The following is a 24,564-nucleotide window of genomic DNA, read 5'->3' on the forward strand; positions in this document are numbered from 1 at the left end:
CCGCGAGGTCACCCGGGTCGAGCCGGCGCCGAGAATGTCAGTGGTATGAGCGCCGGCCCAGCCGCCGGGCGAGGCCCCACAGGCGTTCGGCGCGCCGGGTGGCGGTGGTGATCGCGAGCGCCGGCTCCCGGGGCAGGCCGGCACAGATCAGCCGGCTCACCGGCCTGGCCAGGGGGTGCTCCGGGACGCCGCCGGGGACGACGACGCCGAGGTAGGGGCGGCGCAGCGTCCGGGGTGCGACCACCGCCAGGATGCGCCGCAGATGGCCGGCCTGGGCGACGATCGCAACCGGGCGATCGTCGCCGAAATGGCCCTCGTGCTCGGCCCGCAGCAGGTTGGTGACGGTGTCGACGGAATGCCGTTCGACACGGATCGACGAGTCGCCGATCCCGGCCGCCACCAGCCGGTCCCGCATCAGATCGGCCTCCGGCACACCGCGGAAGGTTTCGCCGGCCGCGCCCGGGCCGGTCCACGGGTCACCCTTGCCGTCGACGGGCGACTTGTACCCGGAGCAGACGATGAGCCCACGCCCGAGCCGCCGGTGCAGGTCGGCCGCCGTCCGGCAGCGGTCCACCCCACCCGGAGTGAGGCCGGTTCCGGCGGCGTCACGGCCGTGCCCGGGAACCAGAATGTGCGTCACCCGCGCCAGCGTCAGCCCGGCCGTCCCCGGCAACACCTCGAACTCCACGCCGATCAGTCTGCCGCGCCGGTGCCGCTTGACGTCGCTCCCGCCAGCCCACCTATCCAATACGGCGCGGTCACCACCCTCAGCCACTTCGATGGCGCTCAAACACAGACCCGAACCCCGACGCGTCGACACAATCCGGTGGCCCGGTGGCCCGGTGGCCCGGTGGCCCGGTGGCCCGGTGGCCCGGTGGCCCGGTGGCCCGGTGGCCCGGTGGCCCGGTGGCCCGGTGGCCCGGTGGCCCGGTGGCCCGGTGGCCCGGTGGCCCGGTGTCTTCCACATGAGACTGCGGCTCGGAAGGCGTTGGTCTTCCAGCGCACGGTGCGATGCTGTCAGCCGTATGTGGGATCGGCATGTGCGTCGGGTTTCGTGGCAGCGTCACACGGCTCGGGCCTCGTTTCCGGACGGCCGGTGTGGCTTCGTTGATGAATCCGTGAACCGAAGCGCCCCGGTGCGTTTTGCCGCAGGTCGGTGGTCGCGGGAGCGGCGGGCTGATCGCCGCCGTAGGTGCCGTCAGTTCGATGGGATGGAGAAAGGCGGCGTCGCTGACGGCCCAGGTCGAATACTGGATTGGCGATGGATAAGCCGCCTCGGATATCGCCGCTTGAAATACAGATGACGGCCGGTCATATTTGTGCTGATGGGGACGGAATCCCGTGGACCGCTTGTGGGCAAATTTTGACGTTGTTTTATCAACGTTGACCCGCGGGCGGATGATTACCTTACGTGGCGATGTGGCTGGAGTGCCGAGGTCGTTGACGTCGCTACTCTCGGTAGGCGGCCTGGCCGACTGCTCCTGCCGAGTCCGCGCCGTCTGTTGACTTCGCTGCTTGGCAGGCGGCGGTTCCGATGGCAAGTGGTGCCCGGCCCGTGCAGCGCTCTCGTCCATGAATTCGGTCGCCGGAGGACGATGCCGAATGGCCTGATGAGCTGCGGTGCGGCTTTGCTTGGTGTGCTTAGTCGCGGTCCAGCTTCGGCTGGAGTGTCTAGCTGCTGTGTGGCTTCGGCCGGTATGGCTCGTTGCGGTGAGGTCTCGGCTGGCCTGCTTGGTGGCGGTGCGGTCTCGGCTGGCCTGCTTGGTGGCGGTGCGGCTTTGCCTGGTGTGCCTGGTTGCGGTGCGGCTTGGGCTGGCGTGCCTGGTTGCGGTGCGGCTTGGGCTGGCGTGCCTGGTCGCGGTGTGGCTTGGGCTGGTGTGCCTGGTCGCGGTGAGGTCTTGGCTGGTGTGCTCGGTTGCGATGAGATCTCGGCTGGTGTGCTCGGTCACGGCGTGGCTCAGGCCGGCCAGCTCGGCCGTCGTGTGGCTCTGATCTGCGGGGTCGGCCGGCGAGGGGTGCTGTCGAGTGACGCTTTGACGCTCGGAGGAAGCCGGTGAATCCCCGTGGTCGCGGTGGGGCGGCTCCGGGATGACGCGGAGGGGGCGTTGGTCGGTGGTCGGCGCATCTTCGCATCTGCGCGGTGCCGGGTCGGTCCGAGTCGTCGCCTCGGCGGACGGAATGAGTGTCGCTGATGACGGCTCGTCCGTGTTCGCCTCCGCTGTGCGGGCTGCTGCAGCGGCTTGGGCGTGGCGGAGTCGCTGAGTGTGACGCTGAGTCAAACCCCAATCGCGGTGACGCTTGTGCTCGGTCCGGAATCGCTCAGCGGTTGGGGAATAGTTTCGCCGCGCGGTCCGGTCACGCATTACGGCTATCTCTCGCCGGGTGAACAACTGGAGCTGCGGCATACTTCAATTGTCCTGCGCCCGCGCCGAAAACTGTAAGAGCGATGGGAAAGTGGATCATGCCAATCTTAAAGATCCTTTTGGCCCGATTTGCGGGTCAAGGTGATTGTGGGCATGTCTGAATCGAGGAAGGGGAGGGCGCGGCTTTGGCGATTGATGTGGGTGGGTTCGGGCCATTCGGGTAGGTGGGCGCGAGGCTGAGTATGGCGGTGGCGACGATCGCGCCGGAGGTACGGAAGCCGATCCTCGGCGGATGATCAGCCCGGATCCCGATGCCTGACGATGCGGCCAGGACTTTGGGCCGCCGGTTGCTGATGGCAGCGACGACCGCTGCTCGGGTGCGGGTGACGTTGTAGGCGAGCTTGGCGAACTGAGGTACCCCGCAACGGCAGGCGCAGTAGACCGAGCTGTCCGGCGTCTCGATGCGTGAGTAGTGGGTGATGGCCTCAGGTGGTGGCCGATGGTTGGCGGCTGCTGGGTGATGGGCGATGGCTGACGGCTGGCAGGTGATGGCCGTTAGGCGATTGTCGATGGCTAACGGCTGGTGGCTGGCGGCTGGTGGCTGGTGGCCGAGCGCAGGTGGCCGAGCGCTGGTGGGTGATGGCGGCTGGTGGCTGGTGGTCGATGGCTGGCGGCTGGTGGCCGAGGGCTGGTGGGTGATGGCTGGCGGCTGGTGGCCGGTGGCTGGTGGCCGAGGGCTGGTGGGTGATGGCTGGTGGCTGGTGGTCGATGGCTGGCGGCTGGTGGCCGAGGGCTGGTGGGTGATGGCTGGCGGCTGGTGGCCGGTGGCTGGTGGCCGAGGGCTGGTGGGTGATGGCTGGCGGCTGGTGGCCGGTGGCTGGTGGTCGAGGGCTGGTGGCCGAGGGCTGGTGGCCGGTGGCTGGTGGTCGAGGGCTGGTGGCCGAGGGCTGGTGGCCGAGGGCTGGTGGGTGATCGCTGACGGCTGGTGGCTGGCGGTGAACGGCTGGCGGCCGATGGCCGATGGCCGAGGGGCGATGCGATGGTCGCTGGCCGACGGGGTGGGGCGGTGGCCTACGGGTGATGGGTGATGGCCGGGACGCTGAGTGATGGCCCACGGGCAACGGTTGATGGCTGCTCGTCGATGGCCGCCTGGTGATCGGCGTTGGTGAAGGTGGTGTGACGGTCCTCTGGCAGGGCCGAGCGCGACCATCTGCCGACGCCGGCGCCTAATCGGGGTTGGCGGCCGGCTGGGTGGCGGCCGCCGGATCGAGGGTGACGCCCGCCGGGAGGGAGTTGATCAAGGCGGTGGGGATCTCGATGGCGTTCGCGGCGGAGTAGCCGAGGCGGGCCACCGTGTCGGCGTCGGGGAGCGCGTGGCGCAAGCCGATGTCGGTGATCAGCGTGAAGCCACCGGACCCCGGTACGCGGACCAGCTCGAACCGTCCCGCCGGGACCTGGACCGCGTCGGCGATCGGGCGGCCGTTGCCGGTGGCGCCGCCGGTCGGGATGGTGGCGCCGAACGCGGTGGCGGGAGCGCCCATCGAGATCGCCGGGGGCTTGTCCGCGGCCGTGGTCACCGCGCAGGCCGATGCGCCCGGGTCGATGGTGGCCAGCGGGGGCACGACCTGCGGGCCGCGGACGGACGGGTCGTCGTTCGGCAGGGCGCGGCTCTCCGGGATGGCGGTCAGGTCGTTGACCGAGATCTGCCGGGGGCGGTCCGGGAAGCCGGCGTTGAGGACCGCCTGCTGGAGCGGGGTGATGGCGGCGCGGCCGTCGTTCAGGATCAGGTAGAACTGCTGGCCGCTGCCGGTCGGGGTGACCAGGATGTCGCCGTTGTCGAAGCCGGGCGCGGCCGGGGACCGGTTGCCGCGGCCGTTGACGTCGACGGGGGCGATGTCGGCGCCGGACGGGAGGGCGTCGAGCCAGGCGGTGCCCGTCCGGGTGGGCTGGGCGGCTCCGAACAGGGCCTGCACCGTCGTACGCGCGTCTTTGATCTCATGTTTGCGGCCCTGCCAGATCAGGTGCACGTCGCCGGTGATGACGTCTGTGGTGAGCAGGGCGCGGTCGCCGGCCGGAGTGGCCGCGGGGGCGCCCGCGCCGACCAGCAGGACGGTGCTGGGGCGGTTGCCGGGGACCGCGCACACGGTCCATGGCAGGCGGGCCTGGCGGGCCGCCTCGGGCAGGGAGGCGGGGGCGCCGGCGATGCCGATGGTGACGCCGCGCGGGGTGCCGGTCAGGGACTTGGCGGCGATCCGGAAGACCGGTGGGTCGGGACGGCCGGCGGCCAGTTTCGCGGAGGTGAAGTTGAGTGTGGGGTTGAGCCGGCCGCGCAGGTAGACGAAGCTGGCGCCGGTCTCGCGTTCGACCACCACCGAGCCTTCCCGCTGCCACTGGTTCGCGCCGGTCCGGGTGAGCAGGCCGTAGATGCCGAACCCGGCGGCGACCAGGATCGCCACCATGACACCGCCGAAGAGGGCGCCGATGCCGCGGCGCAGCGGCGACTGGGCCGGGTCGGTCTCGCGCATCACCAGCGCCGAGATCACCCGCTGGTTCATGAACTGGTACGACTGCAACTGGTCGCGGCGCGAGATCACCGCCGGTCACCCGCCGAACGACGCGAACAGGCCGCGGATGTCGTCGAAGACGCCGATCACCGCGCAGGCGAGCGGGATCAGCGCCATGATCGCGACGATGTCCAGGATGTCGGCGGCGCGTCCCAGGTACGGCGACGGCGCCTTGCGGCTGTAGATCAGCGCCGACGGCAGGGCCACCGCGACCACCACGGCCGCGCCGGCGACCAGCACCACCCCGGAGACGGCGCCGGTGACGACCGGGCCGACACCGATTCCGGCCAGCCCGGCCAGCCCGGCGGTGAGCAGCGGCACCCGCTGCTGCGGGGTGGGCAGCAGCCGGGCCCGCAGCAGCAGCGCGGCGATCGCGGCGACCATCAGCAGCACGGCCGCGGTGTCCGGACCGGACAGCGCCAGCCAGGTCATCGCCACCACACTGCAGATCGCCGCCGACAGGATGAACCCGGTCAGCATCTCGGCGGCCCGGACCACGGCGGCGAACACGTCCGCCCGGCGCGGCATCGGCTTGTCCGCCAGGATCTCCTCGGCCCGGTTCGGCAGTTCCGGGAACGGCAGCCGGCCCAGCCAGCCGGCCAGCACCGGGTACGCCGGGAGCAGCCCGATCGCGGCGGTCAGCGCCACCGCGGCGGCGCCCTCCGCGGACATCCCGGCGAGCGCCAGCGTGGCGGCCAGCAGACCGGTCAGGGCGGCCGCCATGCCGGCCACGAAGAGACGGGCCGGCCCGGCCACCCCGGCGTGCCCGATCACGCTGACCACCAGCAGCGCGGACGAGCCGAGGACCAGGCCGGGCGCGCCGATGCCGAGGAACCCGCCGCCGGGTTCGGTGAGCAGCCAGGCGCCACCGAAGAACGCGTACGGCAGCCCGCTCGCGGCGACCACGCCACCGGCGCCGGCGTCCCCGAACGCCCGGGACAGCAGGATCCCCAGGACCGCGCAGGCCAGCGACACGACCAGGGCGACCACGCCGGGCAGCACCCAGGCGGGGCCGGTGGCGGCCAGCCCGGCCAGGCCGAGCAGCAGGGCGGCGGCGGTGACCGCGAGCCCGCAGCGCCGGGTGGCGGCCGGGCCCCACGACCGGGCGGCCCGGCGGGAGCCGCTGGCGATCACCTCGACCACGTCGTCGTACGCCAGCTCCGGCCAGTCCTCCCGGGCCGGGTCGAGGTGCAGCAGCTCCCCGTCGCGGACGCCCTGCGCGGCCAGGTTGCGCCCGGGTTCGAGGGCGGTGCCGGTGGCGCGGCGCAGCACCCATCCGCCGTACCGTTCGGCCGGTTCGCCCAGCGCGCCCTCGGCGTGCCGGAGCAGGTGCGGCAGCAGTTCGGCGACGAGCATGTTGTCGGGCAGCGCGAGGTCGAGGCGGCGGGTCGGCGCCGCGATGGTGACCCGGGCCAGCGAGGGCCCGCCGGATGCGGGTGCGCTCACAGTGGACAACGTAGCAAGCTGCGAAGATCCATTCACGTGCACGAATGACGGATAGGATGGTCGTCGCTACGTCACTCACGGGGAGCCCAGTGTGACAGTAACGATCATCAAGCGACCGCCGCGCCGGCCCGCGCCCGTGATGCCGTCCGGCGAGGTTCCGCTCGACCCGCCGCCCGAGGTGCCGCCGCCGCAAGGTAAGGGCTGGCAGCGGATGCTGATGATCCTGCCGATGGGCGCCGGGGCGGCCGCCATGGGCCTGATGATGGGCACCCAGCGCAGCGGCCCGATCGCCTACGTGGCCGGCGCGATGTACGGCGTCTCCATCCTCGGCATGATCGCGATGATGGCGGGCAACCAGAGCGGCCCCGGCAAACGCGAGATGATCGAGGCGCGGCGGCAGTACCTGCGGCATCTCTCCCAGCTCCGGGCCCAGCTGCGGGACACCATCCGCCGCCAGCGGGAGGCGCTCTACTACCGCAACCCGGATCCGGGGACACTCTGGACGTTCACCGAGAGCGGCCGCCTCTGGGAGCGCCGCCGCGGCGACGCCGACTTCACCGTGGTCCGGATCGCGGTCGGCCCGCAGGAGGTGGCCACCCGTCTCGTCCCGCCGCAGACCCGGCCGGTCGACGAGCTGGAGCCGCTCTGCGCCATGGCCCTGCGCCGGTTCGTGAGCACCTACTCGGTGGTGCCGGATCTGCCGGTCTCGGTGGCGCTGCGCGACTTCTCGCACATCTACGTGCGCGGCGCCGACCAGCCGGTGCACGACTTCAGCCGGGCCCTGATCGCCCAGATGGCCACCTTCCACGCCCCCGACGACCTGCGGATCGGCGTCTGCGTGCCGGACCACGACCGCCCCCGCTGGGAGTGGGTGAAGTGGCTGCCGCACGGCCAGCATCCGGGCAAGACCGACGCCATCGGCCCGGTCCGGCTGGTCGCGCCGAGCGTCCCGGCGCTCGAGGCGATGCTCGACGACGTGCTGGTCAACCGGCCCCGGTTCGACCCGGCCGGCGCGCCCGGCGGCGGCCCGCACGTCATGGTGATCATCGACGGCGGTTCGACGGCCGGCTCCGACCACCTGATGACCGAGGGCGGCGTCGCCGGGGTCACCATCGTCGACCTGTCGGTGCCGCCGCCCCGGCTGCTCGACGACAGCTCGGTGGTCCTGGAGATCGCCGCCGACGGCACGGTCACCGGCACCACGATGGACGGTCCCACCGAGGTTGGCCGGGCCGACGTGCTCAGCCTGCCGGAGGCCGAGGTGCTGGCCCGGGAGCTGGCGCCGCTGCGGCTGTCGGCCGCCTCGTTCGCCGACCAGCCGGCCATCTCCCAGGACACCGGGCTGGCCGAGCTGCTGGAACAAGCCGACCCGTACGGCATCGATCTCAACGAGCTGTGGGCCAGCCGCCCCAACCGGGACCGCCTGCGCGTCCCGATCGGGGTCGGTCTCGACGGCCGCCCGGTCGAGCTGGACCTGAAGGAGTCCGCGCAGGACGGCATGGGCCCCCACGGCCTGCTCGTCGGCGCCACCGGCTCCGGCAAGTCCGAGCTGCTGCGCACCCTGGTTCTGGCGCTCGCCATGACGCACAGCCCGGAGATCCTCAACCTGCTGCTGGTCGACTTCAAGGGCGGCGCCACGTTCGCCTCGCTGGACCGGCTGCCGCACACCGCCGCGATGATCACCAACCTGGAGGACGAGCTGCCCCTGGTCGACCGGATGCTCGGCGCCATCCAGGGCGAGCTGACCCGGCGGCAGGAGCTGCTGCGCAAGGCCGGCAACTACGCGTCCCAGCGCGACTACGAGCGGGCCCGCTCGGCCGGGGTGCCGCTGGCCCCGCTGCCCAGCCTGCTGTTCATCGTCGACGAGTTCTCCGAGCTGCTCAGCGCCCGGCCCGACTTCATCGACATGTTCGTCCAGATCGGACGGGTCGGCCGGTCACTCGGCATCCACCTGCTGCTGGCCTCGCAGAAACTCGAGGAGGGGCGGCTGCGCGGGCTCGAGTCGCACCTGTCGTACCGGATCGGGTTGCGCACCTTCTCGTCGATGGAGAGCCGGGCCGTGCTCGGCGTGCCGGACGCCTATGAACTGCCCCGATCGCCGGGACACGGCTATCTGCGTACCGGAACCGAGGGTTTGATCCGGGTGAAGGCCGCCTATGTCTCCGGGGTCGTCCGGCAGAACGGCGACCTGCCCGGCGCCGGCGGCCGGGGCGGCAACCCGATCCGCGACTTCTCCACCTTCTACGTGGCGCCGTTGCGCGACGACCTGCCGCCGGAGGACGACACACCCCAGGAGGAGACGACCGTCGGCGACACCCTGATCGAGGTGCTGGTCCGGCAGATGGAGGGCAAGGGCGCGCCGGCCCACGAGGTGTGGCTGCCGCCGCTGGACAAGGCGCCCACCCTGGGCCAGATGCTGCCGCCGGTGGTCACCGTGCCGGAGCGCGGGCTCACCGTCGACACCGAGGAACGGTTCGGGGCCCTGCACGCGCTCGGCGGGATCATCGACAAGCCGTACGAGCAGCGCCGCGACCCGATGTGGCTGGACCTGTCCGGGGCGGCCGGCAACGTGATGGTGGTCGGGTCCGCCCAGTCCGGCAAGTCCAACCTGCTGCGCACCCTGGTGGTCAGCCTGGCGCTCACCCACACCCCGCGTGAGGCGCAGTTCTACGGGCTCGACTTCGGCGGCGGCCCGCTCAGCGCGCTCGCCGACCTGCCGCACGTCGGCGGCGTGGCCACCCGGCGGGACGTGGACAAGGTCCGCCGCACCATCGCCGAGCTGCACGGGCTGATGCGGGCCCGGGAGGAGATGTTCGCGCGGGAGAACGTGGAGGGCGTCGCGGCGTACCGGCGGGCCAAGGCGCAGGGCCGGTACGCCGAGGACGCGTTCGGTGACGTCTTCCTGGTGGTGGACGGCTGGTCCACCTTGCGCACCGAGTTCGAGGACCTGGAAGGCACCGTGCACGAGCTGGCCAACCGCGGGCTCGGTTTCGGCATCCACATCCTGGCCGCCACGAACCGGTGGATGGACGTGCGGCCGCAGATCCGCGACGTCTTCGGCACCCGCGTCGAGCTGCGCCTCGGCGAGGCCAGCGACTCGGTGATCAACCGGCGGGAGGCGGTCAACGTGCCGGAGGCCGCGCCCGGCCGCGGCCTCACCCCGGACGGCTACCACTTCCTCGCCGCCCTGCCCCGCATCGACCGGGAGCAGCGCGTCGACGACCTGGCCGACGCGGTCGCCGACCTGGTCCGGCACGTCGCCGGCCACTGGACCACCACACCCGCCCCGCCGGTGCGCCTGCTGCCGGCCGAGCTGCCGTTCGAGGCGCTGCCCCCGGCCCGCGGCGGCGCCGTCCCGATCGGCATCGCCGAGGTCGACCTGCAACCCGTCCACCTCGACTTCGACGCCGAACCGCACGCGCTGCTCTTCGGTGACGTGGAGAGCGGCAAGAGCTCCTTCCTGCGCAGCCTGGCCCGGTCCATCGCCGCGTCGCACACCCCCGCCGAGGCCCGGCTGCTCCTCGTCGACCTGCGGCGCAGCCTGCTCGGCTGCGTCGCCCCCGAGCACACCATCGGCTACGGCACCTCACACCAGGTCACCGCCGACCTGATCAACCAGGTGGCGGTAGCCATGCGGGAACGCCTGCCCGGCCCGGACGTCACCCCCGAGATGCTCAGCAACCGCGGCTGGTGGAAGGGACCCGAGCTCTACGTCCTCGTCGACGACTTCGACCTGATCGCATCGGCCAGCCCGAACCCGCTCACCCCACTGCTCGAATTCCTGCCCCAGGCCCGCGACATCGGCCTGCACGTGGTGATCACCCGCCGGATCGGCGGCGCCGCGCGGGCCATGTTCGACCCGGTCATCGGCCGTATCCGGGAACTCGCCTCACCCGGGATCATGATGTCCGGATCCCGCGAGGAGGGCCCGCTCTTCGGCACCATCAAACCCCAGCCGCTGCCGCCGGGCCGCGCGTGGATGATCACCCGACGGCACGGCGCGCGGTTGGTCCAGCTGGCGTGGTCCCCTCCGGCCCGTTGATCTCCTTTCCGGTACGCGTGTCCCCGCCCCGCCGTATTCCGGTCGTCCCCGTGAGTCCACGCGAGCATCTGCCCGGTCCGGGCCGTGCCGCGCCCGCCGGGCGTGAGTGGGTGGTCCGCCTGGGGTGGGGTCAGCGGCGGGGGAGGCCGATGTACTGCTGCTCGATCGAAGTCTGGTTCAGGAACAGGTAACGGTCGTCGCCGTCGCCGATCAGCGCCATCATGTCGTCGTTCATCGACTGGAGGAGCCGGCCGCTCTGCGGGCGCAGCTTGAGGGCGGCCGCCGCCAGGGTCGCCTCGTCGCCACCGAGCCGCTGGAGGACCACCAGCCCGGCCTCCTGCACGGCCGCCACCCCGGGCCGGTCCAGTTGCCGCAGGATGGTGAGCTGGGTGTGCCACGGGCCCAGTGGCGGGCTCGCCGCCGGGCCGGTCATCCCCAGGTCGAAGACGGTCATCAGCGGTGTCTGGGCGGTCCCGCCGTACGGCCCGGCCGGCTCCTGCCCGATCACGGTGAGCCGATGCTGCTGCCCGGTGGCCCGCTCCCCGAACCCGGTCCACGCCCGTGGCTCGGTCGTCACCACGACCACCCGCACCCCGACCGAGAACGCCCGGAAGATCAACAGTTGGGCCGCCCACACACCGCCGACCAGCGTGACCCGGACCGGCTCGGGGGCGAACAACCGCAACGGCACCGGCGTCTGCCGCTGGTCCCGCCCGAGCAGCAGCCCCGGCGGCGCGGCCGGGGTGACCGTCACCCGGCGCAACCCGGCCCGCGGGACCGCGTGCCAGCCGATCCGCAGCCGGCTGACCCGCCCCGACGGCCCGGTCCGCTCCGGCCCGCCGGCACCGTCGCCCGGACCCGTCGGCGGCCCGTCCGGCGGGCGCTCCGGCGCGAACGTCCCCGGCCGGGCCAGCGGCGCCGCCGTCACCGCCGGAGCGGCAAGGCCCCGGGCCACCGGCTCGGCCACCGCCTGCTGATGGACGGACGGGTCGGCGGGCGCCGGCCGCTGCGCCGGCACCGAGGCCCGCCCCGACGTCACCTGCCCCGGCTGCCGGGGAGCGGGTGCCGGCTGCTGATAGGCGGCCCCACCCTCCTGCGGCCACGGCTGGCTCATCGCCGGCCACCCCCGCTCAGCCGATGACCCGGTCCGTGTCCGTTGCTCATCCCGCGCCACCTCCGGTCGGGGCGGTCGCGTAGGCGGCCGGGCCCTGCTCGCCGTCGAGGGGGAGCAGCGCGCCGCCGGCCCGCCGGACGCCCTCCTGGAGAACCCGGTCCAGGGCGGCCAGGTCCGCGTCCGGGCGGGTCGCCATCCGGATGAACGCGCGCACCGCCACCTCGTCCCCGTCTCCGGCCCGCAGCAGCAGCGCCACACTGGTCTGCGCGGCCGGGGCGGTCGCCGCCCAGGCGAACAGCGACCCGATCTCGGCGGCCGACGCCGGCCAGGTCTGCAGCCAGTACGTCCGGTGGATCAGCCGCGCCGACCGCCAGTGCGTCCACGCCTCGTCCACGCCCGGGCCGTCGGCCAGCGCCCACGGCTCCACATCGCACGACCGGGCCAGCAGGGCCAGCAGCTGATCGGCGTCCAGCGGCTTGCCGGCGATCCCGAGCCGCCGGAGGTTGGCCGCCACCTTCCGGCCCAGCCCGGCGACCAGCGTGGCGGCCGCCTCCGGGTCGGCGGTGTGGTCGAGCAGCGCCTCGGCCAGCGCCTGCGCGTCGATCCGGACGCTGATCGACGTCTCCCGGTACGCCGGCACCGGCCCGGCGCTCACCGACTCCACCAACTGCCGGTACGACGCCCCGGACGGCGAGGCGGCCGGCACGTCCGGGCTGGGGGCCGGCACCGTGTGCGTGACCAGCTCCATCACGAGGCCCGGCTGCCCGGTGCCGGCGAGCGTTCCGGCCAGTGCGTCGAGTGGCATCTCGGTGACGGCCGGGCCGACGGCGACGACGCTGTACCAGCCGGCCTCGTCCCGGGCCACACCGACGGTGCCGTCCGCCGCGGTCACGTCCCGTACGGTCAGGCCGGGCGCCACCGAACGCAGCGCGGCCAGCACCGGCCCGGACCGCGGATCCCGCCGGGCGGCCCGGCGGCGGCGGTGCTCGGCGGCGACCCGCCGGTGCTCCAGCCACCAGCGGTGCTGCCGGCGGGAGAAGAAGACCAGCATCACCGCGGCCGCGCCGGCCACGGTGACCAGCAGGGTGGCGACGTCCTGTGTGACGGCGAAGACGAGGGCCAGCGCCGCCGCCTCGGCCGCCACGATCTGCGCCAGGCTGAACGGGCCCAGATGACCGCGCCGGGGCACGGCCCGGACCACGCCCTCCGGCGGCCGGGACTGCGGCGCGGGCCGCGACACCGGCCGTGGCGGGGGAAGAGGTGCCCCGGCGTTACCGCGAACCGGTGTGCCCGGGGGAGGAGGTGGAACGGCGCTGCCGCGAACCGGTGTGCCCGGCGGCCGCAGCGGCGCGGCGGCGCCGTACGTCGGTCCCTCACCCCGGTGCACCCGTCCGCCTCCCCGTACCGTCGGTATCGGTCTGCCGCCTCACCGTAGTTCAGCGGATCGCCACCCGCAGATCCGCGAGCATCAACGTCCGCAGATCGTCGCGGCTGGGCATCCGGCCCATCGCCCGCAGCCGGCCGGACTGCGCCTTCCGCATGCCCTCCAGCAGTTTGCGGGCCTCCCGGGCGTTGCCGAAGTTCCGGTCCCGCTCCAGCTGTCCGAAGTGCTCCCACAGCGCCTCCGGCAGGCCCTCGTCGAAGACGTAGTCGTCGTTGCGGGCGATCCGGTCGGCGATCCGCACGAGTTCGTCCGGCCCGTAGTTCTCGAACTCCAGGGTCTTGGCGAACCGGGACGCCAGACCGGAGTTGGCGTCCAGGAAGTCCGACATCTCCCGGGTGTAGCCGGCGACGATCACCGCGACCTGGTCCCGGTGGTCCTCCATCAACTTCACCAGGGTGTCGATCGCCTCCTGACCGAAGTCGGCGGCCGCCCCACCGGCGCGGGCCAGCGTGTACGCCTCGTCGATGAACAGCACGCCGCCCATCGCGTCCTCGAACACCTTGGTGGCCTTCTCCGCGGTGTGCCCGATGTACTGCCCGACCAGATCGCGGCGGGACACCTCACGGAACCGCCCGTTCGGCAGCACCCCCAGCGCTTTCAGCAGCTGGCCGTAGATCCGGGCCACGGTCGTCTTCCCGGTGCCGGGAGCGCCCGTGAAGATCAGGTGGTGGCTGACCGCGCCCACCGACAGGCCCGCACCGCGCCGCCACTCGTTCACCTGGATCTCGTCGATCAGGGCCCGGACCTCGTTCTTCACCCCGGCCAGGCCGATCATCGAGTCGAGTTCGGTGAGCAGCCGGTCCACCTCGGCGGCGTCCTGTGCGGCGCCGGCCGCGACCACGCCGGCCCGCGGCAGCCCGCCGGTGTCGGTCAGCGTCACCGTGGCCCGCGCGCCCGGGTCGACGGCGACCGGTGGCTCCGCGGTCTGCTCGACCCGGCACTGCTCGACGACCGCCGTGCAGCCCGGCCCGATCACGATCCCGGAACCGTGCGTCTGATGCACCCAGGTCTCCACGATCCGGGTCACGCTCGCGTAGGCCACCACGATGCCCGCGTCACCGGTGCCGGAGACCTCGCAGCGCTCGATCACCGGGCGGGCCGACTGGTAGACGTAGACCCCCCGGTAGCCGCAGTCGCTCACCTTGGTGCCGCGGATCTCCGGGTCGGCGCCCAGCCGCACGATCACCCCGTCGTCGGAGACGCCGCGGATCTCGCACGAGTCGACCGTGCCGCCCGCGTCGGAGTAGACGAACCCGTGCTGACCGCGCACCACCCGCACCTCGGTGGCGTCGACCAGGGATCCGCCGTCGGCGTGCAGGGCCGAGCCGTAGCCCGCGGACAGCTCGCAGCGCCGCAGCCGCACCCGGCCGCCGCCGATCGCCACGGCCGGATAGTCGTCCGAGGTGAGGGCCAGCCCTTCCACCTCGACGTCGCCCGACGACACGGCCAGCGCCGGACCGTCCAGACCGGACGCGTCCACGACGGCGGAGCCGGGATCGCCGGAGGCGCGCACGGTGAGGCGGCGCCCGGTCAGATCGATGCGCTCCCGGTAGGTGCCGGGAGCCAGGACGACGGTGGCCCCGTCCGGGGCGACCTCGAGAGCGTCGCGGAGAGTCGGGTACGTGCCGGGGACCGCCAGGGTGCTGACCACGAGCGGAGCTCCTTCGTGCGAGTCTGCGTCACCGTCCGGCGTGGACCGCCGGAAAGCGGCGTAGACCCGAGGCTAGCGCCCCGAACGAATCATGAAGGCCCCCGTCGATGAATCAACCCCCTTTTCGGTACGCCAGACAGCCCCCACCCCCAAAACGGCCAACCTCACCTGAGCGGCGGTGCACTCACCCTCCCCCGCAAAAAGCCGCCGGTGTCGAGGCAAGCGATTTGCCGACGCCAGCGGGGTTTGCTGGCGGCGGCAAATCACCTGCCTCGACACCGGTTACAAGGCTTTTTGCCGCGGAGCGAAGCGGAGCAATCGAGCTCAGCTTTTGCCGCGGAGCGAAGCGAAGCAATCAGGCTCAGCCCGGCGGGCGCGGCACAGGCCTGACCCGGCAGCGGCTCGCGGGGCTCGGTGGGGCGATCCACGTGCTTCTGTGGGCGCTCCACCGCGTACCGGAAAGGGGTTATCGGGGGCGCTGCTGGCGGAACGCGCCCTTGCTCGGCCGCATGTTCTTCGGGATCGCGCCCTTCGGCATCTGCGGGCGGGCCATGAGCGCGCCGAGCCGCTTGTCCAGCGCGTTCACGTCCTTGCCGGTGAGGTTGCGCGGCAGGCGCAGCATGGTCGAACGCAGCTTGCGGACCGGGAGCTGGCCCTCCTCGGTGCCGATCACGTAGTCGTAGAGCGGAGCGTTGCCGATCACCTTGACCAGCCGCTTGCGTTCCTGGCCGATGAGGCCGCGGACGCGCGCCGGGTCGCCCTCGCCGAGCAGGATGACGCCGGGCCGGCCGATCACCACGTGCACCATGTCGAACTGTGTGGTGGAGCTGGCCGCCGGGCGGACCCGCCAGTCACCGCGCATGTTCTCCATCAGCGAGGCGGCGGCGCCGGGCTGGCCCTCGGCGACGTTCATCATCGCGGTGTTCGACCGCAGGTTGAGCACGATCAGCACGGCCAGCAGCGTGAACAGGATGCCGACCGGGATCCAGAGGAAGCCATCCGTCAGGAGCACGACGACGACGGTGATCGCCACCGGGATCGCCACCGCCGCGACGACCAGCGGGACGAACCATTTGTCCTGCTTCGCCGTGAACGCGAACACCTGGCCGATCTGCTTCAGCCGCTCGCGGAACGACACCTTCTCCTGGGGTTTTGCCATAGCCGCAAAGTGTAGTGGGGCTCAGGTACCTTACGGCGTCCCGGGGACCTGGACGGCCGTGGGTAAGGAGGGGGCGACGTCGCGGATGAGGCGGCCGCCCCATGCCCCGCGACCGCCTTCGGGCGAAGAGTCGGTGTCACACCGACCGACAGGAGCCCCACAGATGATTCCCTTCAGCGACCCCGACACTCAGTTCCGCCTGGTCCGCGATCACCTCGACGACCTCCTCCGGGACGCCCAGGACCACCGTCTCGTCCGGGAGGCCGCGACCGGACGGGCACGCCGTGCCGGCCGATGGCCCAGGTGGCGGCGAGACGATCGGCGGCCTCTCGCATCGTGATCGGACCGGAGGTCCTGTCGTACGGGCGTGGCATGCTCGACCTCATGGCGGTGAGCGCGCACAGCACGGTCCTGGTCGGACGGGAGGCCGACCTCGCGATCCTGCACGACGCGTTCGAGCGGGCCGGCGGCGGTGAGGCGCCGGCCCTGCTGATCGGGGGCGAGGCCGGCGTCGGCAAGACCCGGCTGGTCGAGGAGTTCGCCCGCGGGCTGGACGCGCGGGTCCTCGTCGGCCAGTGCCTCGAGCTGGGGGAGGAGGGCCTGCCCTTCGCCCCGTTCGCGGCAGCCCTGCGCGACCTGGCCCGGCACGAGGGCGGCGCCGTGTTCGCCGGGCGGGAGGCCGAGTTCGCCCGGCTGCTGCCCGAGCTGGGGTCGCCGCCGGAGCTCGGCGGCAGCCACCGGGGCCATCTGTTCGAGCTGGTCGGGTCGCTGTTCGCCCGGCTCGGCGAGCAGCGCCCGGTGGTCCTCGTGGTGGAGGACCTGCACTGGGCCGACCGGTCCACCCGTGATCTGATCGGGTTCCTGGTCCGCTCGGCCCGGGTGCCGCGCCTGCTGCTCGTCGCCACCTTCAGGACGGACGAGCTGCACCGCGGCCACCCGCTGCGGCCGTTCCTGGCCGAGCTGGAGCGGGTCCGCGGGGTGCGGCGTCACGACCTCGACCGGCTGGACCGCGACGGCACCGCCGAGCTGCTCGGCCACCTGCTCGGCGCCGAGCCCGACCGGCCCACCGTCGATGCCGTCTGCCAGCGCGCCCAGGGCATCCCGTTCTTCATCGAGCAGTTCGCCGCCTCCGCCGACCCGCGCTGCGGCGACATCCCGGAGACGCTGCGCGACCTGCTGCTCGCCCGGGTCGACCAGCTGCCCGAGGCGGCCCAGCGGGTGCTGCGGGTGGCCGCGGTCGGCGGCATCCGGTTCGGCCACGAGCTGCTCGCCCGGGTCGCCGACGTCGACGACGCCGTCCTGGAGTCGGCGCTGCGGGCCGCCGTCGCCGCCCAGATGATCGTCTTCGACCCCGACGGGGGCTACGAGTTCCGGCACGCGCTGGTCCGTGAGGCGGTCCACGACGACCTGCTGCCCGGCGAGCGGGCCCGCCTGCACGCCCGCTACGCCCAGGCCATCGAGGCCGAGCCACGGCTGGTGGCGGCCGACCGGGCGCCCGCCGAGATCGCCCACCACTGGTTCAGCGCCCGCGACCACGCCCGGGCGCTCGTCGCCGCCGGCCGGGCCGCCGACGCGGCCGGTTGCCGTTACGCGTTCGCCGAGCAGGCCCGGCTGCTGGAGCGGGCCCTGGAGCTGTGGGAGCAGGTGCCCGACGCCGCCGAGCTGCTCGGCAAGTGCCACCTCGACCTGCTGGAGGAGGCGGCGCTCGCGGCCATCGACGCCGGTGACCACGGGCGGGCCGGCCGGCTCACCCGGGCCGCGCTCGCCGACCTGGACGGCGAGGCCGAGCCGACCCGGGCCGCCCGGCTGCTCATCCGGCGGGCCAAGCTGCTGCGCAACGCGGGGAAGAGCGACGGGGCGGCGGAGGCCCGCGAGGCGTACCGGTTGCTCCAGCTCGCCCCGCCCGACCTGGCCTGGCTGAAACTGCTCGGCGACGTGGCGTATGTGTTCTCCGGCATCGACGGCGACGAGGCCGGCCGGATCGCGGCGCAGGTGATGGCGTGCGCCGGTGAGTTCGGTGACGAGGCCGCCCGGATCGCCGCCGAGATCACCTTCGGCAAGGTGTGCGGCGGCCACCTGCCGGCCGAGCAGAGCCTGCCCGCCGTGCGCCGGGCGATCGAACGCGCCCGCGCCTCCGGCGACATCCCGAACCTCGCGCACGGCCTGGTCAACATCTCCGACACGCTGTATGAGATGGGGGCGTATGAGGAGTCCGCCGCCGCGGCCGCCGAGGGCGTCCCGCACGCCGACCGGGTCGGGGTCAGCCGCACCACCGGCGTCTACCTGCTGGCCAACCACGCCGAGGCGCTGATGGCCCTGGGCCGGTGGGACGAGGCCGACGCCCGCCTCGCCGAGGCCGCCCGCCACGACCCGCCCGGCACCCTGGCCGTGCCGTGGCTGCGATTGCGTGCCCGGCTGCGCCTGGCCCGCGGCCACGACGGCGCGGAGGCCCTGGTCGCACAGGCGGCCGCCTATCTGGCCAAGCCGTTCCTCAACCCCGACCTGCGGTTGGGCCTGCTGGAGCTGCGCATCCACGCGGCGCTCGCGGCGGGCGACCCGGCCACGGCCCGGGGCGCCGCCCGGCTCGCCCTGCGGGACCGCTATTTCCACCACCTGCCCCGCTACTCGTGGCCGTTGCTGGCGGCCGCGGCCCGCGCCCTGCCGGCGTCCCCACTTCCCGCGCCTCCCACCGCCGGCCCGTTCGCCGCCCCCGGGGTGACAACCACGGCGAGCTGGGTCGTGGTGAACCAGGCCGTCCCCGACGGCCCCGCGCCGGGATGGAGCCAGCCGGGCGCCGGCCCAGCGCCGGGGTGGGGCCAAACGGGCGCCGGGCCGGCGCCGGGCTGGGGGCAGCCAGGGCCGCTGACCGCGGGCCACGTCCACGTGCTGACCGACGAAGCCCGCCCGGCGGCCCCGACCCAGGACCTGGCCGGTCTGATCCGCGCGGCGGCGGACCGCCTGCCCCGGCGTCATCCGGCCGAGACGGCCTACGCCGCGCAGGTGTCCGCGCTGCTCGACGGCGGCACCGACCGGTGGCGGGCGGCGGTCACGGCCTGGCGGGCGGATGGTCAGCCGTTCCCACTGGCCACGGTGCTGCTCGACTACGCGGAGGCGGTCGCCGCCGACCGTCCGGCGGCGACCGAGGCGATCACCGAGGCCGGCGCGATCGCCACCGTGCTGGGCGCCCGGCCGCTGGCCGCCGCCGCCGACACCCTGGCCCGCCGGCTCGGTGTGGGCGGTGGCCCGGCCCCCGCCGCCGGGACCGAGGTGCTGACCGCCCGGGAGCGCGAGGTCCTGCGCCTGGTCGCCGAGGGGCAGAGCAACAGCCGGATCGCCCAGCGCCTGTTCATCTCCCCGAAGACGGCGAGCGTCCACGTCTCCCGGATCATCGCCAAGCTGGAGGTCACCAACCGGGTCGAGGCCGCCGCCGTGGCCCACCGCCTGGGCCTGCTCGACGGCTGACCCGCCCGGCTCCCGTGCGCCGCGGGCGACGGCCGGCGTTCCTGTCAACCGGTTGGGAAACGCTAAGGACGCGTCGCCGGGGCCCGATATTGAGGGCCCGCTCTCCCTGAGGTGGACGTCAGCCCACCGAGCCCTTCCCCCGGAGTCAAGTGATGGATGCCGCTGTCGAGGTGAGTCACAGCGTGGCCGAGATGCTCTTCGGGCCGAACGCGCTGGTGCCGTGGTGGGCCTGGCTGGCCCCGTTCGGCATGGTCTTTCTGAAGCTGTTCTCGCCGTTCCTGTTCCCGGAGGTCGTGAGGGACCACGCGGCTTCCGAGAGGGCCGAGGAGAAGATCAGGAAGCCCGTGAAGTCCCGGAAGAAGTAGCCGGTCACACGCCGAAGCCCCGCACCGGGTGGTGCGGGGCTTCTTTCGTGCCTGGCGGGGGCTCAGCCCGGGGCTTCGAGGGCCTGGCGGGAGGCCCAACCCGGGGCTTCGAGGGCCTGGCGGGAGGCTCAGCCCCGGGCTTCGAGGGCCTGACGGTACAGACGGCCGGCCCGGTACGACGAGCGGACCAGTGGCCCGCTCATCACGCCGGCGAAGCCGATCTGCTCGGCCTCCTCGCGGAGCTCGACGAACTCCTCCGGCTTGACCCAGCGCTCGACCGGGTGGTGGCGCGGGGTGGGCCGGAGATACTGCGTGATGGTGATCAGCTCGCACCCGGCGGCGTGCAGGTCGCGGAGGGCGGCGGAGATCTCGGCGCGCTCCTCGCCCATGCCGAGGATCAGGTTGCTCTTGGTGACGAGGCCGGCCGCGCGGGCCTGGGTGATCACGTCGAGGGAGCGCTCGTAGCGGAAGCCGGGGCGGATGCGCTTGAAGATCCGCGGGACGGTCTCCACGTTGTGTGCCAGCACCTCGGGCGCGGCGCCGAAGACCTCGGCGAGCTGGGCCGGGTCGGCGTTGAAGTCGGGGATCAGCAGCTCGACGCCACAGCCGGGCTGGAGCTTGTGGATCTGGCGGACGGTCTCCGCGTAGAGCCAGGCGCCGCCGTCGGGCAGGTCGTCACGCGCGACGCCGGTGACGGTGGCGTAGCGCAGGCCCATGGTGGCGACGGACTCGCCGACCCGGCGTGGCTCGTCGGCGTCGAACTCGGCCGGCTTGCCGGTGTCGATCTGGCAGAAGTCGCAGCGACGGGTGCACTGGTCGCCGCCGATGAGGAAGGTGGCCTCGCGGTCTTCCCAGCACTCGTAGATGTTGGGGCAGCCGGCCTCCTGGCAGACCGTGTGCAGACCCTCTTTCTGCACCAGGCCGCGCATCTCCGTGTACTCAGGGCCCATCTTCGCCTTGACCTTGATCCACGGCGGTTTCCGCTCGATGGGAGTCTCGGCGTTGCGCGCCTCGATGCGCAGCATGCGGCGGCCCTCGGGAGCAATAGTCACCATCCGAAGATACGCCCGCCGCCGCCGGGCGCGATGCGGGGGCGACGAGGCTCACGTGGCCGGAGTTGTGACGGCTGTCACTCGATATTCCGGCGATCGGCACATCGCGGACTGTTAACGTGCCTGCACGGCGTTGATGGGACCGAGTAGCGCTTCGATCCGCCGGCCGAGAGAGCCACCCGGCAGCTGGGAAGGGTGGCCCGCGCGCCGGAGCGTGAAGACACCCCGGAGCCGCAGCACGACAAAGAGGCGCCCTCGTCGAGGGCGCGAAGGTGCGGTGGTACCGCGAGGATCCCGCTCGCCCGCACCTCCCTGGGGCCGCGTTGCAGCACCAGAGGAGGTAACCCGCCATGCAACGCATCCTCTCCACCCAGCTGGCGACCACGGAACCCGGCACGAAGGTCACCATCGCCGGCTGGATCCACCGCAGGCGGCTGCTCAAGTCGGTGGCCTTCCTGATCGTCCGGGACGCCGCCGGGCTCAGCCAGGTGGTCGTCACCGACCCGGCCACCCGTGCACAGCTGGAACAGCTCACCGAGGAGACCGTCGTCGAGGTGACCGCCGTGGTCGCCGCCAACGAGCAGGCTCCGCAGGGTGTCGAGCTGGTCTCCCCGGCCGTTCAGGAAACGAGCCGGGTGGCCGTACCCCTGCCGTTCGAACTGCATCGGCCCGCGCTGAGCGCGAGCCTGCCCACCCAACTGGACCACGCGGCGCTGGCGCTGCGGCATCCGTCGCGGGCCGTGAGCCTGCGCATCGCGGCCGCCGTGACCAGGGGTTTCCGGCGGGCGCTGGAGGAGCGGCGGTTCGTCGAGATCCATACACCGAAGATCGTCGCCTCGGCGACCGAGTCGGGTGCGAACGTCTTCGAGCTCGACTACTTCGGGCGACCCGCCTATCTGGCGCAGTCGCCGCAGTTCTACAAGCAGATGATGGTCGGCGTCTTCGAGCGGGTCTTCGAGGTGGGGCCGGTGTTCCGCGCCGAGCCGAGCGACACGGCCCGGCATCTCGCCCAGTACACGTCGCTGGACGCCGAGATGGGCTTCATCCGCGACCACCGGGACGTGATGGCGACGCTGACCGGGACGATCGCCGGGATGCTCGGCGAGGTCACCGACGTCGCGACGCCGGGCGTGCCGGACGAGATCCCCGCCGTGCACTTCAGCGAGGCCCTGCGGATCGCCGGGGCGCCGGAGGACGAGCCCGACCTCGCCCCCGCGCACGAGCGGGCGGTGGGCGAGTGGGCGCTGCGCGAGCACGGGTCGGAGTTCGTCTTCGTGACCGGCTACCCGATGCGCAAGCGGCCCTTCTACACCCACCCGGACCCGGCCGACCCGACCTGGTCGAACAGCTTCGACCTGCTGTTCCGCGGTCTGGAGATCGTCACCGGCGGCCAGCGGCTGCACCGGTACGAGGACTACGTCGCCGTCCTGGGAGAGTCCGGTGAGCAGGGCTACCTGGACGCGTTCCGCTACGGCATGCCCGCGCACGGCGGCTGGGCGATCGGCCTGGAACGCTTCGTGGCCCGGCTGACCGGCGCCGCCAACGTCCGGGAGGTGACGGCGTTCCCGCGGGACCTGCACCGGGTCGCGCCGTAGTAGTTCAATGCCATCGTGATCATCGACCTCGATGTGCCGGGGCCGCCGCCCGAAACCGCGCGACGGCCCCGGCTCTGGCGCCCCGCATCGGCCCTGGTGCTGGCGCTGGCGCTGCTGTTCGGCCCGGACCACCCCGAACGGCCGGTCCCGCCGCTGGAACGGGTGGCCACCACCGAGAACGCCAGCGGCGCCTGGCTGCTCACCGAGGACACCGTCTACAGCACCCGGACCCTGGCGAACGGCCGGGTCGACGTGCTGGCTCACGATCTGGCCACGAACCGGCTCCGCTGGCACCGGCGGACCGACTGGTTCGGTGGGATGCCGGCGCTGTCGGTGTCCGGTTCGGCCGTGCTGGTCGGTGGCAACATCGGCAGTGCGCCGGTGGTGGCCGACACGCGTACCGGTGCGGACGCGGCCACCGCGCTCCAGACGGCACTGCCCGCGGGCGACGCGCTCGCGCTCTGGGACGACGAGTCACGTCTCGGTCTCCGCGACCCGGCGACCAACGAGGTCGCCTGGTGGCGGCCGTTCCATCAGGCTCCGGCGTCGGCCGCCGCCGACCGGCGGTACCTGGTCGTCCTCGAGGAGACCGGCGGTGCGGTCACCCTGCGGCGCTCCGACGGCCGGGTGGCCGGCCGCACCGATCAGGCGTCCCCCTACGGCGGGCCGTCCGAGATCCGGATCGTCGGTGACCAGGCCTATGTCCTCGGCGAGTACTCCCTGACCGCCCTGCGTCTGCCCGATCTGCGCCAGATGTGGACGGTCCGCGCCGCCATCCCGAAGTCCGTCGAACCCTGCGGCACCCGCATCTGTGTCTCCGGCGGTGGCGGCCTGCAAGCCATCCACCCCGGGGACGGTTCGGTGGCCTGGACCGACGTCCACTGGAAGAGCTGGACCGACGGCTTCGCGCTGACCATCGACGGGCAGGTCACCCTCCTCGACCCGGAGACCGGCGCCGCCGGTACCGGCCTCGGCCCCGGCCTGCCCTTCGGCGACCTGCTGCTGCGCCCGGCCGGTGACGGCCTGCGCCTGATCGACTGGCGTACCGGCCAGACCCGCGGCGCGATCTCCGGGACGCTCTCGACCGCCTGCCGCCGCACCGGCGTCCACCTGGCCTGCCAGCAGTCCGACGGCTTGATCCAGGTGTGGCGCCTCCCTTGAAACCATTTCCTTTCGTACGGGCTACGTGTGCCGCCGTGGGCAGACGGCGATCTCCCTGCCGGGTCGCGCCTTTGCCGCCCGCGCCGGGCGGAGCTGCCCACTCACCCTCACCCACCTACTCCCGGCCGTAGAGCCGCTCCCGCCGGCCGCCAGCGCTTGATCAAAAAGCCGGACCCGGGGACCCGTGCGGCGCCAGCCGCCCAGTCAGGCTGCTTGAACAAAAGCCGGACCCGGGGACCCGTGCGGCGCCAGCCGCCCAGTCAGGCTGCTTGAACAAAAGCCGGACCCGGAGACCCGTGCGGCGCCAGCCGCCCGGGTCGGACTGTGCGGCGCCAGCCGCCCAGTCAGGCTAGAGAAGGACGGCCAGGGTGACCACCGCGACGATCACGAAGGGGATGATCGTCGTGCTGACGAGGATGGCCCAGGCGATCGGGTGTCCGAAATTGAGCACCAGGCCGCCGTCCGGTTTGGGAACGAAGACCCGCTTGTCCTGTGGGTTGCGGTAGAGAGCCATCAGATCAGCGTGGCCAGGTGGCGTTCGACGATCGGCATGACCTCGGTGACCGGGACCGGGCGGCCGACCTCGGCGCTGAGCGAGGTGACGGCGGCGTCGCGGATGCCGCACGGGATGAAGCGGTCGAAATTCGACAGGTCGCAGTCGCAGTTCAGGGCGAAACCGTGCAGCGTGACGCCGCGCGACACCCGGATGCCGATCTGGGCGATCTTGCGGTCCAGGCCGCCGTCGGTGGCCCGGACCCACGCGCCGCTGCGCCCCTCGATCCGCTCGGCCACCACGCCGAACTCGGCGCAGACGTCGATCAGCAGCTGCTCGGTGCGGCGGACGTAGGCGACCACGTCGACCGGGTCGGGCAGGCGCAGGATCGGGTACCCGACGAGCTGCCCCGGCCCGTGCCAAGTGATCTTGCCGCCGCGGTCGACGTCGACGACCGGGGTGCCGTCGAACGGGCGGTCGGCCGGCTCGGTGCGCTTTCCGGCGGTGAAGACGCTCGGGTGCTCCAGCAGCAGGATCGTGTCCGGCTGGGAACCGGCGACCACCGCCTCGTGCAGGCGTTTCTGCTCTTCCCAGGCTGCCAGGTAGTCGACCAGGCCGGGACGCAGGACGGTCAAGACGGAAGACGTCACGCC

Annotated in this window: 16 protein-coding genes; 6 read left to right on the forward strand and 10 right to left on the reverse strand. The window is 72.9% G+C overall.

Annotation, left to right across the window (positions count from 1 at the left end):
• Nucleotides 1–37: 37 nt before the first annotated feature.
• Nucleotides 38–688 (reverse strand): YdcF family protein, encoded by a 651-nt coding sequence (locus tag J5X75_RS13105; RefSeq protein ID WP_208467617.1) that lies wholly within the window; start codon nucleotides 686–688, stop codon nucleotides 38–40.
• A 2,202-nt stretch (nucleotides 689–2,890) separates the two neighbouring features.
• Here J5X75_RS13105 and J5X75_RS13110 point away from each other — a divergent pair.
• Nucleotides 2,891–3,451, forward strand: a complete 561-nt coding sequence (locus J5X75_RS13110; protein WP_208467618.1) for a PspC-like choline-binding domain-containing protein — start codon at nucleotides 2,891–2,893, stop codon at nucleotides 3,449–3,451.
• A gap of 138 nt (nucleotides 3,452–3,589) precedes the next feature.
• On the opposite strand, the gene eccB is transcribed toward J5X75_RS13110, so the two are convergent.
• Together eccB and eccD are read right to left on the reverse strand one after the other, a co-directional pair.
• Nucleotides 3,590–4,957, reverse strand: coding sequence for a type VII secretion protein EccB (gene eccB, locus J5X75_RS13115; RefSeq protein WP_208467619.1), 1,368 nt, complete (start codon nucleotides 4,955–4,957; stop codon nucleotides 3,590–3,592).
• 6 nt (nucleotides 4,958–4,963) lie between these two features.
• A complete protein-coding gene (eccD, locus tag J5X75_RS13120) occupies nucleotides 4,964–6,373 on the reverse strand; it encodes a type VII secretion integral membrane protein EccD (RefSeq protein WP_208467620.1) in 1,410 nt (469 codons plus the stop codon).
• A gap of 91 nt (nucleotides 6,374–6,464) precedes the next feature.
• Between eccD and eccCa the strand changes: the two genes are divergently transcribed.
• Entirely contained in the window at nucleotides 6,465–10,415 is a 3,951-nt protein-coding gene (eccCa, locus tag J5X75_RS13125; RefSeq protein ID WP_208467621.1) for a type VII secretion protein EccCa, read from the forward strand.
• Nucleotides 10,416–10,545: 130 nt separating this feature from the next.
• On the opposite strand, the gene J5X75_RS13130 is transcribed toward eccCa, so the two are convergent.
• From J5X75_RS13130 to J5X75_RS13145, 4 genes are all read right to left on the reverse strand, one after another.
• Complete coding sequence (locus J5X75_RS13130; RefSeq protein WP_208467622.1) at nucleotides 10,546–11,529, reverse strand: hypothetical protein; 984 nt, start codon at nucleotides 11,527–11,529, stop codon at nucleotides 10,546–10,548.
• A gap of 46 nt (nucleotides 11,530–11,575) precedes the next feature.
• A complete protein-coding gene (locus J5X75_RS13135) occupies nucleotides 11,576–12,769 on the reverse strand; it encodes a type VII secretion protein EccE (RefSeq protein ID WP_307798052.1) in 1,194 nt (397 codons plus the stop codon).
• A gap of 196 nt (nucleotides 12,770–12,965) precedes the next feature.
• On the reverse strand, nucleotides 12,966–14,624 hold the full coding sequence (locus J5X75_RS13140; protein ID WP_208467624.1) for a right-handed parallel beta-helix repeat-containing protein: 1,659 nt from the start codon (nucleotides 14,622–14,624) through the stop codon (nucleotides 12,966–12,968).
• Between the two features lie 466 nt (nucleotides 14,625–15,090).
• On the reverse strand, nucleotides 15,091–15,783 hold the full coding sequence (locus J5X75_RS13145) for a DUF4191 domain-containing protein (RefSeq protein ID WP_208467625.1): 693 nt from the start codon (nucleotides 15,781–15,783) through the stop codon (nucleotides 15,091–15,093).
• A gap of 372 nt (nucleotides 15,784–16,155) precedes the next feature.
• Here J5X75_RS13145 and J5X75_RS13150 point away from each other — a divergent pair, with 372 nt between their 5' ends.
• Both J5X75_RS13150 and J5X75_RS13155 read left to right on the forward strand, forming a co-directional pair.
• Nucleotides 16,156–19,245 (forward strand): helix-turn-helix transcriptional regulator, encoded by a 3,090-nt coding sequence (locus J5X75_RS13150; RefSeq protein WP_238487874.1) that lies wholly within the window; start codon nucleotides 16,156–16,158, stop codon nucleotides 19,243–19,245.
• A gap of 152 nt (nucleotides 19,246–19,397) precedes the next feature.
• On the forward strand, nucleotides 19,398–19,610 hold the full coding sequence (locus J5X75_RS13155) for a hypothetical protein (protein ID WP_208467626.1): 213 nt from the start codon (nucleotides 19,398–19,400) through the stop codon (nucleotides 19,608–19,610).
• 128 nt (nucleotides 19,611–19,738) lie between these two features.
• Here the strand turns inward: J5X75_RS13155 and lipA are convergent, their stop codons facing one another.
• Nucleotides 19,739–20,665: a lipoyl synthase gene (lipA, locus tag J5X75_RS13160; RefSeq protein WP_238487770.1), complete on the reverse strand. Its 927-nt coding sequence runs from the start codon at nucleotides 20,663–20,665 to the stop codon at nucleotides 19,739–19,741.
• A 347-nt stretch (nucleotides 20,666–21,012) separates the two neighbouring features.
• On the opposite strand from lipA, the gene aspS reads away from it, so the two are divergent.
• Together aspS and J5X75_RS13170 are read left to right on the forward strand one after the other, a co-directional pair.
• Nucleotides 21,013–22,257 (forward strand): aspartate--tRNA(Asn) ligase, encoded by a 1,245-nt coding sequence (aspS, locus tag J5X75_RS13165; RefSeq protein ID WP_208467627.1) that lies wholly within the window; start codon nucleotides 21,013–21,015, stop codon nucleotides 22,255–22,257.
• A gap of 15 nt (nucleotides 22,258–22,272) precedes the next feature.
• Nucleotides 22,273–23,418 (forward strand): PQQ-binding-like beta-propeller repeat protein, encoded by a 1,146-nt coding sequence (locus J5X75_RS13170; protein ID WP_208467628.1) that lies wholly within the window; start codon nucleotides 22,273–22,275, stop codon nucleotides 23,416–23,418.
• A gap of 349 nt (nucleotides 23,419–23,767) precedes the next feature.
• On the opposite strand, the gene J5X75_RS13175 is transcribed toward J5X75_RS13170, so the two are convergent.
• Together J5X75_RS13175 and lipB are read right to left on the reverse strand one after the other, a co-directional pair.
• Nucleotides 23,768–23,932, reverse strand: coding sequence for a peptide ABC transporter substrate-binding protein (locus J5X75_RS13175; RefSeq protein WP_208467629.1), 165 nt, complete (start codon nucleotides 23,930–23,932; stop codon nucleotides 23,768–23,770).
• Nucleotides 23,932–24,561: a lipoyl(octanoyl) transferase LipB gene (gene lipB / locus J5X75_RS13180; RefSeq protein ID WP_208467630.1), complete on the reverse strand. Its 630-nt coding sequence runs from the start codon at nucleotides 24,559–24,561 to the stop codon at nucleotides 23,932–23,934. The genes J5X75_RS13175 and lipB overlap by 1 nt, the downstream gene beginning before the upstream one ends.
• Between the last annotated feature and the right edge of the window lie 3 nt (nucleotides 24,562–24,564).

The organism is Actinoplanes flavus (assembly GCF_017592555.1).
Lineage (GTDB): Bacteria > Actinomycetota > Actinomycetes > Mycobacteriales > Micromonosporaceae > Actinoplanes > Actinoplanes flavus.

Excerpts from the sequence above, each read along its gene's own strand:
- J5X75_RS13110 (WP_208467618.1), top strand. The coding sequence starts at position 2,891 with ATGGCTGACGGCTGGCAGGTGATGGCCGTTAGGCGATTGTCGATGGCT.
- J5X75_RS13130 (WP_208467622.1), bottom strand. The coding sequence starts at position 11,529 with ATGAGCCAGCCGTGGCCGCAGGAGGGTGGGGCCGCCTATCAGCAGCCG.
- J5X75_RS13145 (WP_208467625.1), bottom strand. The coding sequence starts at position 15,783 with ATGGCAAAACCCCAGGAGAAGGTGTCGTTCCGCGAGCGGCTGAAGCAG.
- J5X75_RS13150 (WP_238487874.1), top strand. The coding sequence starts at position 16,156 with ATGCTCGACCTCATGGCGGTGAGCGCGCACAGCACGGTCCTGGTCGGA.
- J5X75_RS13155 (WP_208467626.1), top strand. The coding sequence starts at position 19,398 with ATGGATGCCGCTGTCGAGGTGAGTCACAGCGTGGCCGAGATGCTCTTC.
- lipA (WP_238487770.1), bottom strand. The coding sequence starts at position 20,665 with ATGGTGACTATTGCTCCCGAGGGCCGCCGCATGCTGCGCATCGAGGCG.
- aspS (WP_208467627.1), top strand. The coding sequence starts at position 21,013 with ATGCAACGCATCCTCTCCACCCAGCTGGCGACCACGGAACCCGGCACG.
- J5X75_RS13175 (WP_208467629.1), bottom strand. The coding sequence starts at position 23,932 with ATGGCTCTCTACCGCAACCCACAGGACAAGCGGGTCTTCGTTCCCAAA.